This window comes from Halomonas sp. A11-A (genome assembly GCF_003182195.1).
GTDB classification, from domain to species: Bacteria; Pseudomonadota; Gammaproteobacteria; order Pseudomonadales; family Halomonadaceae; genus Halomonas; species Halomonas alkalicola.
In genome coordinates this window covers 16999-30204 of record NZ_QGTM01000031.1, presented here as the reverse complement: position 1 = coordinate 30204, position 13206 = coordinate 16999, and the positions used below count along the sequence as shown (strand labels likewise).

The following is a 13206-nucleotide window of genomic DNA, read 5'->3' as shown; positions in this document are numbered from 1 at the left end:
AAGAAGCTGGTGGTCAGCGGCCTGTGCGACTACGACCCGACCTCCATGGACGAGATCGTCACCGAGTTCTATCGCCTCAAGGCCGCCTACGAGGCTTGACGCACCCGCGAGCGCTGCCGGCAGGGCCGGCTCGGAGGAGTCCCCATGTCTCGACAGCTGGATGATGGCGAGGGCATCTCCGGGCATGCGCCCGAAAGCGACCTGGCCATCGCCCGCCGCGCGCGGCTCGAACCTATCCTGCCGCTGGCCGAGGCCCGCCTTGGCCTCGCCGCCGAGGACCTGGTGCCCTTCGGCCATCATCGCGCCAAGCTCTCCCTCCCGCTGCTGCAGCGGCTGAAGGACCGCCCCCGCGGGCGCCTGGTGCTGGTCTCCGCCATCACCCCGACCCCCGCCGGCGAGGGCAAGACCACCGCCTGCGTCGGGCTGGTGGACGCCCTCTCGCGCCTCGGAATCTCGGCCCTGGCCTGCCTGCGCGAGCCGTCCCTCGGGCCGGTGTTCGGCATGAAGGGCGGTGCCGCCGGTGGCGGGCGCGCCCAGGTGGTGCCCATGGAGGCCATCAACCTGCACTTCAACGGCGACTTCCACGCCGTGACCGCGGCCCACAACCTGCTGGCCGCGCTGCTCGACAACCACCTCTACTGGGGCAATGCCCTGGGCATCGACCCGGCTCGGGTGGTGTGGTCCCGGGTGCTCGACCTCAACGATCGCAGCCTGCGCCGGGTGCGCATTGGCCTGGGGGAGGTGGAGCGCGAGAGCACCTTCGAGATCACCGCCGCCTCCGAGATCATGGCGATCCTCTGCCTGGCCGAGGACCTCGCCGACCTCGAGCGACGCCTGGGCCGCATCGTGGTGGCCTGGCGGCGCGACGACACCCCGGTGACCGCGGCGGACCTGGGCGCGGTCGGCGCCATGTCCGCGCTGCTGCGCGATGCCCTGGCCCCCAACCTGGTGCAGACCCTGGAGCACACCCCGGTGCTGATCCACGGCGGGCCCTTCGCCAACATCGCCCACGGCTGCAGCTCGCTGACGGCCACCCGGGCGGCCCTGGCGCTGGGCGAAGTGGTGGTCACCGAGGCGGGCTTCGGTGCCGACCAGGGGCTGGAGAAGTTCATCGACATCAAGTCGCGCCAGTCCGGCCTCTTTCCGGATGCCGTGGTGATCGTGGTGACCCTGCGTGCCCTGCGCTTCCATGGCGGAGCGAGCCGCGAGGCGATGCATCGTCCCGACCTCGCGGCGCTCATCGCCGGCCTCGACAACCTGGTCCGCCAGGTGGCCGTGGCCCGCGCCTTCGGCCTGGAGCCGGTGGTGGCCCTCAACGCCTTCCCGGACGACAGCGAGGCCGAGCGGGAGAGGCTGGCGGCCTGTTGCGTCGAGCTCGGCGTGGCCCTGGCGCACTGCGACCACTGGGCTCGGGGCGGGGAGGGCGCCCTGGCCCTGGCGCGGCGGGTGCTGGAACGGCTGGAGGAGGGCGGCGGCGAAGCGGCAGCGCTGTATGCCGACGGCACGCCCGTGGAGACGGCCCTGCAGGTCGTGGCCACCCGGCTCTACGGGGCCAGCGGGGTCGAGCTCTCGCCCGAGGCCCGGGCGACGCTGCGCCGCCTCGAAGGGGCCGGCTACGGGCAGCTGCCGGTGTGCATCGCCCGTACCCAGTACAGCTTCTCGGATGACCCGTCCGATGGCGGCCTGGTCAAGGGGCACCGGCTGCGGGTCCGCGAGCTCAGGCTCTCGGCCGGCGCCGGCTTCGTGGTGGCGGTGTGCGGCAGGCTGATGACCCTGCCGGGCCTGCCCCGGGAACCGGCGGCCCTGGGCATCGGCCTGGACGCCGAGGGCAACATCACCGGCCTCGCCTGAGACGCGGCCGGGCAATAGGCGGAATCAGACCACCACGGTGACCGGGCAGGGCGCCAGGTCGATGACCCGGTGGCTCACGCTGCCGAGCAGCGACTCGCGCCACTTGCCCAGCCCGCGCCGGCCCATCACGATCATCGGCCGCTCCGCCAGGTGGTGGCGTGCCCGGGAGACGATCGCCTCGGCGAAGCGCTCCTCGTGGAGCAGCACCTCCTCGATGCCCCCGGGGATCTCCCCCAGGGCCTCCCGCGCCAGGCGAAAGACCCGCCCGGCCTGGCTCTCCCCGTCCTCCTCGAGCCCCCCGGTCTGGCCGCCGGGCTGGCAGAACACCAGCTCCACCGGCACCTCGGCGCTGCGCGCCAGGTCGCCGGCCAGCCCCGCCGCCTGGTTGGCATGGCGCGAGCCATCCACCGGCAGCAGTACCCGGCCGATGCCCGAGGCCTCCTGCATGCTGGCGTCGTCGTGGACGATGGTCACCGGGCAGCGGGCGCGGTGCACCACCTCGTTGCTGACGCTGCCCTGCACGAACTTGCCCACCTCGCTCAAGTGGCGTGCCCCCAGCACCAGCAGGCAGGCGGGCTGGCTGCGCGCATGGGCCACGATGGCCCGGTCCGGGTGGCGGATGAAGGTGCTGTCCTCCAGCACCACCTCCTCCGGGGGCGGTGTCAGGTCGGGCTCGATGGCCGCACGGGCCTTGGCGAAGGCCTCCTCGGCGATCTCGAGGCGCACCGCCCGGTCATGGTCGGCCTCGGCCTGGCGGTTGGCGGGGATATCGCACAGCTCTGCCGGGTTGAGGGGCATCACATGCAGCAGCTGCAGCGGGGCGTCCAGCAGCCGGGCCAGCAGGCTGGCATGGCGGGCCGCCGCGGCGGCCGTGGGTGAACCGTCCACCGGGACGATGATCCGAGAGACCTGCTCACTCATCGACACACTCTCCCTTGATGACTGTCGTTGCCCCCTGAGGCGAGGGGCGGGGCTGGGACTAGATTAGCAGCCTCCGGTGGCCGCCGTCGCCTCAGGCCACCCGCAGCCGCTTGCCGAACAGCAGCCCGCCCCACTGCACGCGGTTGGCGGTCAGGTTCCAGGCGATGGAGCCGGCCATGCCGACCACCGCCAGGGCCAGCACGTAGAGCGCAAGCGGCAGCCGCTGGCCGGGGTCCAGCACGTCCACCAGGTTGAAGAACATCGGGTGGGCCAGGTAGATGCCGAAGGAGAACTCGTTGAGGCGCCGCACCAGTGGGGGGGCCGGGCGGCCGCGCAGCCGCCCCATGATCCACAGGGTGAAGAGCAGGAAGAACGGCACCACCCACACCTCCTTGGAGGAGTACTCCAGCCAGCCGGGCAGCGAGAGCAGCACCACCAGGCCGATCAGGGCGACCAGCCAGCGCGGGCGGGCCAGCGCCACCAGCCAGGCCGGCCGCGCTTCAGGCGTATCCTGATAGTGCTTCACCAGTACCATGGCCAGGAAGAAGAGGTAGAGCCACCCCAGCGGGGCGATCCAGTGCAGGTAGCCCGGCGGCAGGCTGCTGCGCCACTGCCAGTAGCCCCACCAGGCCATGCCGATCAGGCTGCCGATCAGAAGCCATGGCGTGGCAGGCAGCCAGCGGGCGAGGTCGAAGCGCCCGTAGAGCCAGTAGAAGGCGTAGAACTGGGCGGCGATGATCAGGAAGTAGCCGTGCCAGCCGGCATAGACCAGGTACTCGCGCAGCGTCTCCACGAGGCCCGCCTCGACCCCGTTGGCCTGCAGGCGCAGGAACTCCGCCAGCGAGTAGGCCAGGCCGTAGACCAGGTAGGGCACCATCACGTACTTGACGCGACTGCCCAGGAAGCCCTGGGGGATGTCGCGCCCGTAGCGCATCGAGAAGAGAAAGATCGAGATGAAGATGAAGATCGGGGTGCCGAGCACCGTGGGAATGCGGGCAAGGTCGGTGGCCAGGGTGTCGACGCGCTGATTCAGGTAATCGAGGAGATGGAAGCTGAAGACCGCCAGGCAGCCATAGGCGCGCAGCCAGTAGATTTCCTCGATCCGTTGCATGTCCCGGTTCCCTGTGGGCCTCGAATGGTTGAACGCTGCTTGGGCACTTGCTGTCGGACCGCGACAGGCACCATGAATTCCCTTTCATCCGGGGATTCGCATCAACCCGAGGCGAGGGAGGCCTGACATGACGGCAGCCAGACGCTGCGTATTCACCATCCTGATGTTCCTGCTGCTGGCCGGCCAGGCGCTGGCCAGCCAGGTGACCCACCACCGCTTTCACTCCGAGGCGCTGGGGCGCGACTACCCCTACACCCTCTACCTGCCCGACGGCTACCACGACTCCGGCCTCGACTACCCGGTGATCTACCTGCTGCACGGCTCCTTCGGCAGCGACCGCGACTGGGTGACCCGAGGCGCCCTCAAGGAGATCGCCGATCGCATGATCCGCCAGGGGCGCATCCCGCCGGCGGTGATCGTGATGCCCGGCAGCCAGAGCTGGTGGGTCGACGGCCACAACGAGGCGGCCCGCACCGCCTTCCTGGAGGACCTGCTGCCCCACGTGGAGGAGGTCTGGCGGGTGGTGCCGAAGCGTGAATGGCGCGGCATCGCCGGGCTCTCCGCGGGGGGCTACGGCACCATCAACTTCGTCCTGGAGCGGCCCGAGCTGTTCGTTGCCGCCGCGGCCCTGAGCCCGGCCAGCTACTATCCGCTGCCGCCGGCCAATTCCACGGCTCGGGAGCATGCCGCCTTCCTGACCCCGGACAACCGCTTCGATGCCGATCTCTGGCAGCGGCTCAACTATCCCGCCCACCTGGATAGCTACCTGGCCCAGGACTACGTGGTACCGCTCTACCTGAGTGCCGGCAACCGCGATGTCTTCGATGCCGTGGGCCATGCCCGCCGGCTGCAGGCGGCGCTGGAGGTCCACCAGCCGGGCCAGGTGCCTCTGGAGGTGCTCTCCGGCGGCCATACCTGGCGCGTGTGGCGGGCCAGCCTCGGACCGGCGCTGGCCTTCATGTCCCGCTACCTGCAGCCACCGCTGTCCGGCGAGGCGGTGCGCTGACGCGCCGACGTAATGCTAGAGTGGGGAGCATGTGGGCGGCCTCGCCCGTCGCTGCCAGGGATGACACGCCATGATACGCACGCTGATGGTGGACGCCGAGGGCCGGACCATGGCTGGGGGCGAGGAGCTGATCGCCCGCTGGCGTGAATCACCCGATGCTCGGCTGTGGATCGACATGCAAGGCGAGCCGGTGGCCCGGGAGCGGGAGATGCTCGAGGCCTTCGACTGCCACCCCATGGCCATCGATGACGCCCACCGCGAGCGCCACCCGCCCAAGATCGAGGAGTTCGAGGGCCATACCCTGATCCTCTATCGCGGCATCTCCTCCTTCGACGCCGACCTCCACTACACGCCCCAGCAGATGGCGCTGTTTCTCGGCGAGCGCTTCCTGCTCACCCTGCATCCCGGTCGGGCGCAGAGCATCGACCGCCTGTTCGACCAGGAAGGCACCGTCCTGCTGCAGCGCTCCCCGGAGCATGTGGCGCTCAAGATCATGTACCACTCCGCCGGCTACTACCTGGACAGCCTGCTGGAGTTCGAGAATGCGCTCAGCGACCTGGAGGACGCGCTGACGCTCAACGGCAGCGATACCCTGATGCGCCAGGTGATCGGCTATCGCTCGCGGCTGGTGAAGATGCGGCGGTTGTTCAACTACCACCTGGGTATCACCCAGGAACTGACCGCCTACGACTACTCTCACCTGCCCCGCAACGTCAGCGAGACGCTGCATGCCATCAACGACGTCCACGAGCGCTTCGAACGGCTACTCACCCTGACCCAGATGTACTACGAGATCTGCGGCGACCTGGTGGATGGCCATATCTCGCTCTCCTCGCATCAGCTCAACATCACCATGCGCATTCTCACGGTGATCACCGCCGTCTTCGTGCCGCTGACCTTCATCGCCGGCATCTATGGCATGAACTTCGCGCACATGCCCGAGCTCGAGCACCCCTATGGCTATTTCATGGTGCTGGGCCTGATGATGAGCATCGGCGTGGGGCTGGCATGGCTGTTCCGCCGCAAGGGATGGTTCTAGCCTTCGACACCCTGGAGGCGAGGCGCCTTGCCGCAGGCGCTTGGCTCCCGCGGCGTGAGGCTCTAGTCTCGGAGGTTCCCCCTTTCGAGCCCCGACCATGCACCCACTTCGCGAAGCGCTGCACGACGAGCTGCACGCCCGACCCTCGATCCATTTCGCCGGACCGGCACACCTGCACCACTACGCCATGCTCGACCAGGCGGGCCAGGCCGAGGCGCTGCTGGCCCGGATCGACTCACTTGCCCACCGTGAGCGCGACCCGGAGGCGGTGCAGGAGATCCTCGAGATCGACGGCATGACCCTCAAGTGGGAGCGCCATACCGAGTTCTTCACCCTCACGCTGATGGTGCCGCGGCAGCCCGACCAGGCGCTGTGGCCGGAGCCGCCGCCGCTGCTGGAGGCGCTGTTGGCGTCCCACCGCGAGCAGGTGATCAGCGCCACCCTGATCCTGGTGGAGGCCGCCCACCGCTGGTCCGGCAGCCCCGAGGCCTACGGTTTCCGGGATCCGGCCGGTTCCCGGGTCGCCGACGGTGAGGCCACGGTGTGGAGCGACTTTCGCCTCACACCGGACGGAGTCAATCGCCTGCTGCTGGTCAACCAGTCCCTCGACGGCTTCCGCCTGGGGCGCATGGCCCGCCGCCTGCTGGAGATCGAGACCTACCGCATGATGGCGTCCCTGGCGCTGCCCCTGGCCCGCGAGATGCGCCTGGAGCTGGATGCCAACGAGCGCGAGCTGGATACGCTCTCGGTGCGCAACGCCGAACGGCAGAGCGAGAGCTCGCGACCGCTGCTCGCGGCCATCTCCGAGCTCTCCGCCCGCCTGGAACACGCCAGCGCCCGCTCACGGCTGCGCTTCAGCGCCACCGAGGCCTATGCGCGCATCGTCGATGCCCGCATCGAGGAGCTGCGCGAGAGGAAGGTGGGCGAGCATCCCCGCCTGGGCATCTTCATCCAGCGCCGCTTCCGTCCCCTGGTGCGCTTCTGCGCGGCGATCCACGCCCGCCAGGAGGCCCTGGCCGAGAGCGTGGCGCGCCTCAACGACCTGCTGCGGACCCGCGCCCAGGTGGAGATCGAGGAGCAGAACGCCGAGATGCTCAAGAGCCTCAACGAGCGCACCAGCAGCCAGCTCAAGATCCAGAAGGCGGTGGAGGGGCTGTCGATCATCGTGATCAGCTACTACCTCTTCAGCCTCTTCAAGCTGGGCCTGCAGAGCCTGGATGCGCTGGGCGTGCCCATCGTGCCCCAGGTGGCCGCGGCTATCATCGCCCCGCTGGGGCTGGGCATCCTGGCGGTGCTGTCCTGGCGCATCTGGCGGGTGAAGCAGCATTGAGCGCGGAGCGCGACCGCTACCCCGACGCCCTGCGCGCCGGTGCCCTGCTGGTGGTGGTGCTCGGCCACTGGCTGGCCACCCTGCCGCGCCTGGAGGAGGGGCGCCTGGTGGACACCGACCACCTGCTGCTGGTGTGGCAGGAGGCCGGCGTCTTCACCTGGCTGGTGCAGGTGGTACCGCTGTTCGTCTTCGTCTCGGCGGCGGTGAGCGCGGTAGGGGTGCGCCGGCGGCTCAGCGACGGCCACCGCCAGCTGCACTGGTGGGCGGGTCGCGCCCTGGCCCTGGCGCGACCCACGGTGACCTACCTGGCGGTGCTGGCCGCGGTGGCGGTGATCTCCCGCCTGGTGGAGGGGCGCTTCCTGGCACCCTTCAACCACTCCCTGACCATCCACCTCTGGTTCCTGCTGATGCTGCTCGGGGTCCAGGCGCTGCTGCCCCTCTCGGTGCGCGCCGACCGGCGCCTGGGGATGCGTGCCGTCTGGCTGCTGGTGGCGGTCGCCGCCCTGGTCGACCTGCTTCGGGCGCGGCCCGGCTCGCTGGCCGACCTGGCGCGCCTGGGGGAGCTGGCCACCGACCACGCCACCCTGCTGGGCTGGGTGAACCTGCTGGTGGTGTGGCTGCTGCCCCAGCAGCTGGGGATCGCCTGGCGCCAGGGGCGCTTCGCCGGTACCGGGACGGGACTGGTGTTCATGGCCCTGGGGCTGGTGTGGCTGGGCGCCACGGTGGCCTCCGGCTATCCGCTGGCCATGGTGGATGGGGAGGTGGGCGGGCGCAGCAACCTGCTGCCGCCGACCCTGGCCCTGGTGGGGGTGATGTGGCTCCAGGTGGGCACGGTGCTGGCCTGCGAGGCGCCGGCCCGGCGGCTGCTGGCGCGGCGGCCGATCCGCCGTGCGGTCACGCTGCTTGGCGCCCTGGGCATGCCGCTCTATCTCTGGCACAAGTTTGCCGAGCTGCCGGCGGCCTGGCTGGGCGAGTGGCTCGGGGCACCCATCGATGCGGGGGTGCCCGGCGAGGTGGGCTTCTGGTGGGGGCGGCTGGTGTGGCTGCTGCTCTGCCTGCTGATGGTCACCCCGGTGATGGCCGCCGTGGTGGCCTTCGAGATGCGCAGGCGCCGGGATCTCGTCTCCGCCACCGCCGGCCGGGCCGTGGTGGGCGGCGGCGTGGCGCTCTTCGCGGGCATCCTGGCCAGCATGGCGCTGGGGGCGCTGCCCGGGGCGCTGGTCGGCCTGGCCGGCGTGGCGGCCGCCTCCCGGCTGCTGCGGGCCCGTCCCCAGCCGCCCTGAGGCTGGCCTTCTCGATGGCGCCGAGCGGCCCTGTCGGGGTGGTCTACCCGCTTCTCTCGTCCGCTTCAGCCTCGGCAGCGCTATGGAGCAGGGCGTCCAGCCGCTGCCAGACGGCCTCGCGCTGGGCCGCGTCCATTCGCGACCAGCGGGCGATCTCGTCCAGGGTGCGGTGGCAGCCCAGGCAGAGGTCGCCCACCGGCAGGCAGACCTTGATGCACGGGGACTCGGGGCGCGTCGGGAGTCCTGCTTCGCGCTCGCTCATTCGCTCACCTTCCCGCGCAGCGCCTTGGTCCTGCCCTTGCGAGTCTTGGCGTCGACCCGCTTGCGCTTGGCGGCGCGGGTCGGCTTGGTGGGCTTGCGCACCCGACGCTGCTTCACCGCCTCGCGGATCAGCTCGCGCAGGCGCTCGAGGGCATCCTCGCGGTTCTGCTCCTGGGTGCGAAAGCGCTGGGCCTTGATCACCACCACGCCCTCCTGGGTGATGCGCTGGTCGCCCAGCGCCAGCAGCCGCTCCTTGTAGAAGGGCGGCAGGCTGGAGCGATGGATATCGAAGCGCAGGTGGATAGCGGAGGCCACCTTGTTGACGTTCTGGCCACCGGCGCCCTGGGCGCGGATCGCGTTGAGCTCGATCTCCCAGTCGGCCAGTTCCACGGAGTTGGAGATGCGCAGCATGGGGCTCCTGCAGGTGTTGGCAATCGGCGAGGGGGGGCGGGTCAGCGCGGCGGGCGCAGCGGCTCGAGCAGCTCGCCCAGCCCGTTGTGGTCGATCTCGTGCATCAGCGCCAGCAGGGCGCCGAGCCGGCCGGGCGGGAAGCCTTCCCGGGCGAACCAGGCCAGGTAGGGCCCCGGCAGGTCGGCGATCACCCGGCCAGCGTACTTGCCGTAGGGCATGCGCAGGGTGACCAGCGTCTTCAGGTCCTCGGGTCTCATTCGCCTACCTCCATGCCTGTCCTCCGCCGTCGTCCTGTGACCCAACGGCTCTGGCGCAACACTCTAGGGGGATTCGGCCCGTTCCGCCAGGGTCGGCACGCAACGCAGCAGGGCCCGCCTAGGCGGGCCCTGCTGTTCGAGCCGAGGCTCGAGAGGCGTGTTCCGAGCGGGGCTCAGAGTGCCTTGATGTTTGACGCCTGAAGGCCTTTCTTGCCCTGGGTCACGTCAAAGGAGACGCTCTGACCTTCCTGCAGGGACTTGAAGCCATCGGACTGAATTTCGGAGAAATGAGCAAAGACATCATCGCTGCCGTCGGACGGAGAGATAAAGCCAAAACCCTTGGAATCGTTGAACCACTTGACTGTGCCGGTAGCCATGATAAGCATCCTTTTCGCGCTGAGCGCCTTGCGATATTCCTGGTGTTACCCAGATGAAGTAGCGGGTAGAACAAGGGAGACAATATCAGGCTGCCGAAAGAATTCGAATGCTGCTGAAACCATGCTGCTTGCCGACCAACTGACGCCACAGTGTCATGTATCCCGGTACGGGTCAAAGCCTTTCACCTTTTATTTTCGATAGCCGTCGCCTGTCAATAGGTGGCAATTTTTCCGGCGCGCGATAAAAGTGATGCGATTCAACCGACAGGGACAGATTGCCAGCGTGGAAACTCCGCTGGCGCCCGTGACGGGATTGGACCAGCTTTAAGGCAAGGGCGGAGAGTGCCGGCGAACGATGGGGGAGGAAACATGTGGAAAGCCTATGACGAACTGGCCTGGACCGAGGCATGGCTCGAGGATCCCAGGGGCGTCGAGGAGGAGGTCGCCACCTACCGCCGCCTGCTCGAGGAGCACGCCCACCGCCCGGTGCGCGAGGTGCTGCACCTGGGCTGCGGCGCCGGTGCCCACGACCGCACCCTGAAGCGCCACTTCCGGATGACCGGGGTGGACCTCAACGACGCCATGCTGCGGCTGGCCCGGCGCACCAACCCCGAGGTGGAGTATCACCAGGGCGACATGCGCAGCGTGCGGCTGGGGCGCCAGTTCGATGCCGTGGTGATTCCCGACAGCATCGACTACATGGCCAGCCGGGAGGAGCTGGCGCTGGCCCTCGAGACCGCCCGCCATCACCTGCACCCCGGCGGCGCGCTGCTGGTGGTGGCCAAGCCCCGCGAGCTCTTCCACGACAACAACTTCGCCTATACCGGCGAGCGCGACGGCATCCATATCACGGTGCTGGAGAACAACTACGTGCGCCCGCCAGGCGACGAGCAGTACGAAGCCACCCTGGTCTACCTGATCCGCCAGGGGGGCGAGCTCGATGTCCAGGTGGACCATCACCGGCTGGGGCTCTTCACCCAGGCGGCCTGGGAGCAGGCCTTCCGCGAGCAGGGGCTCGACCTGCACCAGCAGGACCTGGAGGGCATCTACGAGCCCTTCATGATCGCCGAGGGGGAGTACCCCATGCGGGTCTTCATCGGTGTCGTGCCCGGTGGCGGGGAGGCCGAAGCCTGAGCCGACCGCTGGCGCCCCCTCCAGCGAGTCTCGGCGTCACCGGCCCCGGTTGCGCCACCTCGCGCCTGCTGGGTTATGCTGGGTAACATCCTTAGCCGACTAGCGAACGAGGCCCCATGAACCCCACCATCGAGCTGCTGAAATCCCACCGCTCCATTCGCAAGTTCACCGACCAACCGGTCTCCCGGGTGCTGCTGGAGGAGCTGATCCGCGCCGGCCAGGGGGCGGCCACCTCCAGCCACGTGCAGGCCTACACGGTCATCCACGTGAAGAACCCGAGGAACCGCGAGCTGATCGCCGAGCTGGCCGGCGGCCAGTCCTACGTGGCCAGCTGCGGCGCCTTCCTGGTCTTCTGCGCCGACATGAAGCGGCCCACCGACGCCGCCGAGCGCACCGGCGCCCGGGTGATCCGCGGCATGACCGAGCAGCTGCTGGTGGCCAGCGTGGACACCGCCCTGATGGCCCAGAACGTGGCCATCGCCGCGGAATCCGAGGGGCTGGGCATCTGCTATATCGGCGGGGTGCGCAACAATCCCCAGGAGATCAGCGACCTGCTGGGCCTGCCCGACCACGTCTACCCGGTGTTCGGCATGTGCCTGGGCTACCCGGCCCATCAGCCGGACATCAAGCCGCGCCTGCCGGTGGAGGCGATCCTCAAGGAGGACACCTACCGCGACGACCGCGAGCTGGTGGCGGCCTTCGACGAGACCATGCACGCCTACTACCAGTCGCGGAAGGGCGGCAACAAGCAGAGCAACTGGTCGCAGAACCTCACCCCGCTGTTCGACACCAAGCTGCGCCCCCATATGCGCGATTTCCTGGTCAAGCGTGGCTTCGAGATGAAGTGATGACGCCTCGGCCATGAGCCCGAATGGCGGCCAAAGAAAACCCCCTCCCGGCGGGGAGGGGGTCGTTACACAAGCGGTTGTCAGGGGGTAATCAGTCGTCGTTGGCGGCCAGGGGGCGGTTCTCGCCGGTGCGAACTTCGTCCCAGGCCTGTTCCAGGGTGTAACCCTGGCGGGCATCGACCGTGTCGATAACCTCAACCGCGTTCTGCAGGGACTCACCACTGCCCTTGAGGGCGACCACCAGCTTGGCAAGATCGAGCTTGCTGAAGGTGTTGGCGATAAGGTCGGCTTGCTGGCTAAGTTGGATGCAGTTCATTTTTCAATCCTCATCAAGGTCATCATTACCCCGGGGGAAATCCCGTTTTGGGGTTGCCATCTCCGATGGCGTTCTGGTGCCTTGGCTACTCATGCCGGGCCGGGTAAGTGCCCCATGCTGCAACCGCGACAGGTCTGCAAGCTTTCCAAGACCTTTGCTTCTGGCGCCTGGATCAGAAATTACTTGGCGCTCAGGTTGTAGCCGGGATCAGGTCAGTGAATCGGGGTAGCGACCCTCTGTCCTGATCCATGACTCCACTATGGGTCAGGGCAACCACTCCCACAACGCGCCATTAGCCGCACAGTGGGTTGTAGTATGACTACACGGAGAGCCAGGGAGCTCGAGGAAGGTAACGTGACTACGAGGAGGGGAAGGAATGCCGCCAAAATGGCGAGAAAAAAGCCCGATGGAACGGCTTCCAGCGGGCGAAAATTTACAGCCTAATCGCGACCCGCGCCACTCGACTTTCGGTGAGGAGGAGACATGGAAACGCTGTTGAATGCCGGTACAGAGGTGACCGAGGCGGCGCTGGCCGCCATCGCCCATATGCCGACCGCCAGCCTGCCGGTGCTGATGGATGACGATTTCGCCCGGCGGCTCTCCGATGCCGACCTGATGCGCATCGCGGTGCTGCTGGCGCAGAAGAGCCATGACGAGGGCGGCTGCCCGATCGGGGCGGTGATCATCGACAACGCCACCCGGCGCATCGTCGGCAAGGGGCACAACACCCTGGTGCAGGAGAACCACCCCTACAACCACGGCGAGACCTCGGCCATGCGCGATGCCGGCCGCCTCGACTTCGGTAGGACGACGCTCTTCACCTCGCTGAGCCCCTGCCAGGTCTGCGCCACGCTGCTCTACATGCGCGGCGTCTCGCGGGTGGTGGTGGGCGATGTCACCAACGCCTCGGGCACCGAGGCCCTGCTGCGGGAGAAGGGCGTGCAGGTGGAGATCCTCGAGGACCCCCGCGGCATCGAGCTCTACGCCCGCTTCCGCGCCGGCAACCCCGAGCTCGACCTGGAGGACTGGAAGGGGCTGAGTGCCACCCAGCGGCCGTGATG

Annotated in this window: 15 protein-coding genes and 1 pseudogene; 9 read left to right on the top strand and 7 right to left on the bottom strand. The window is 68.6% G+C overall.

The annotated features are described in order from the left end of the window. A pseudogene (locus DER72_RS16530) lies at positions 1-99 on the top strand (DUF3581 domain-containing protein); the annotation flags it as partial. A gap of 45 nt (positions 100-144) precedes the next feature. Beyond that, the gene (locus DER72_RS14710) at positions 145-1851 is read left to right on the top strand and encodes a formate--tetrahydrofolate ligase (protein WP_110070713.1); all 1707 of its coding nucleotides are present in this window, start codon (positions 145-147) and stop codon (positions 1849-1851) included. Between the two features lie 24 nt (positions 1852-1875). On the opposite strand, the gene DER72_RS14705 is transcribed toward DER72_RS14710, so the two are convergent. Next, positions 1876-2772, bottom strand: coding sequence for a universal stress protein (locus tag DER72_RS14705; protein WP_110070712.1), 897 nt, complete (start codon positions 2770-2772; stop codon positions 1876-1878). A gap of 91 nt (positions 2773-2863) precedes the next feature. Then, on the bottom strand, positions 2864-3883 hold the full coding sequence (locus tag DER72_RS14700; protein ID WP_110070711.1) for an acyltransferase family protein: 1020 nt from the start codon (positions 3881-3883) through the stop codon (positions 2864-2866). Between the two features lie 127 nt (positions 3884-4010). Here DER72_RS14700 and DER72_RS14695 point away from each other — a divergent pair, with 127 nt between their 5' ends. The 4 genes from DER72_RS14695 (at position 4011) to DER72_RS14680 (ending at position 8541) form a co-directional block, all read left to right on the top strand. Beyond that, positions 4011-4889, top strand: a complete 879-nt coding sequence (locus DER72_RS14695) for an esterase family protein (RefSeq protein WP_110070710.1) — start codon at positions 4011-4013, stop codon at positions 4887-4889. A gap of 70 nt (positions 4890-4959) precedes the next feature. Further along, positions 4960-5928: a magnesium transporter CorA family protein gene (locus tag DER72_RS14690; protein ID WP_110070709.1), complete on the top strand. Its 969-nt coding sequence runs from the start codon at positions 4960-4962 to the stop codon at positions 5926-5928. 97 nt (positions 5929-6025) lie between these two features. Further along, a complete protein-coding gene (locus DER72_RS14685; RefSeq protein ID WP_110070708.1) occupies positions 6026-7258 on the top strand; it encodes a DUF3422 domain-containing protein in 1233 nt (410 codons plus the stop codon). Continuing rightward, positions 7255-8541, top strand: a complete 1287-nt coding sequence (locus tag DER72_RS14680) for an acyltransferase (protein ID WP_181395685.1) — start codon at positions 7255-7257, stop codon at positions 8539-8541. Before DER72_RS14685 ends, DER72_RS14680 begins: the two co-directional genes overlap by 4 nt. A 43-nt stretch (positions 8542-8584) precedes the next feature. Here DER72_RS14680 and DER72_RS14675 read toward each other — a convergent pair whose 3' ends face one another. The 4 genes from DER72_RS14675 to DER72_RS14660 all read right to left on the bottom strand — a co-directional run bounded on the left by DER72_RS14675 (position 8585) and on the right by DER72_RS14660 (position 9847). Continuing rightward, the gene (locus DER72_RS14675; protein ID WP_110070707.1) at positions 8585-8803 is read right to left on the bottom strand and encodes a DUF1289 domain-containing protein; all 219 of its coding nucleotides are present in this window, start codon (positions 8801-8803) and stop codon (positions 8585-8587) included. Next, on the bottom strand, positions 8800-9213 hold the full coding sequence (gene arfB / locus DER72_RS14670) for an alternative ribosome rescue aminoacyl-tRNA hydrolase ArfB (RefSeq protein WP_110070706.1): 414 nt from the start codon (positions 9211-9213) through the stop codon (positions 8800-8802). Before arfB ends, DER72_RS14675 begins: the two co-directional genes overlap by 4 nt. 41 nt (positions 9214-9254) lie before the next feature. Then, entirely contained in the window at positions 9255-9470 is a 216-nt protein-coding gene (locus DER72_RS14665; RefSeq protein ID WP_110070228.1) for a DUF3820 family protein, read from the bottom strand. Positions 9471-9643: 173 nt separating this feature from the next. Continuing rightward, positions 9644-9847 carry a cold-shock protein gene (locus DER72_RS14660; RefSeq protein ID WP_110070714.1) on the bottom strand — a complete coding sequence of 68 codons (204 nt, stop codon included), beginning with the start codon at positions 9845-9847 and terminating at the stop codon, positions 9644-9646. A gap of 369 nt (positions 9848-10216) precedes the next feature. Between DER72_RS14660 and DER72_RS14655 the strand changes: the two genes are divergently transcribed. Both DER72_RS14655 and nfsA read left to right on the top strand, forming a co-directional pair. After that, a complete protein-coding gene (locus DER72_RS14655) occupies positions 10217-10981 on the top strand; it encodes a trans-aconitate 2-methyltransferase (protein WP_110070705.1) in 765 nt (254 codons plus the stop codon). 116 nt (positions 10982-11097) lie between these two features. Then, positions 11098-11829 (top strand): oxygen-insensitive NADPH nitroreductase, encoded by a 732-nt coding sequence (gene nfsA / locus DER72_RS14650; protein WP_110070704.1) that lies wholly within the window; start codon positions 11098-11100, stop codon positions 11827-11829. Between the two features lie 91 nt (positions 11830-11920). Here the strand turns inward: nfsA and DER72_RS14645 are convergent, their stop codons facing one another. Continuing rightward, positions 11921-12145 carry a hypothetical protein gene (locus DER72_RS14645; protein WP_110070703.1) on the bottom strand — a complete coding sequence of 75 codons (225 nt, stop codon included), beginning with the start codon at positions 12143-12145 and terminating at the stop codon, positions 11921-11923. Positions 12146-12628: 483 nt separating this feature from the next. On the opposite strand from DER72_RS14645, the gene DER72_RS14640 reads away from it, so the two are divergent. Continuing rightward, on the top strand, positions 12629-13204 hold the full coding sequence (locus tag DER72_RS14640) for a nucleoside deaminase (RefSeq protein ID WP_110070702.1): 576 nt from the start codon (positions 12629-12631) through the stop codon (positions 13202-13204). Positions 13205-13206: the final 2 nt, after the last annotated feature.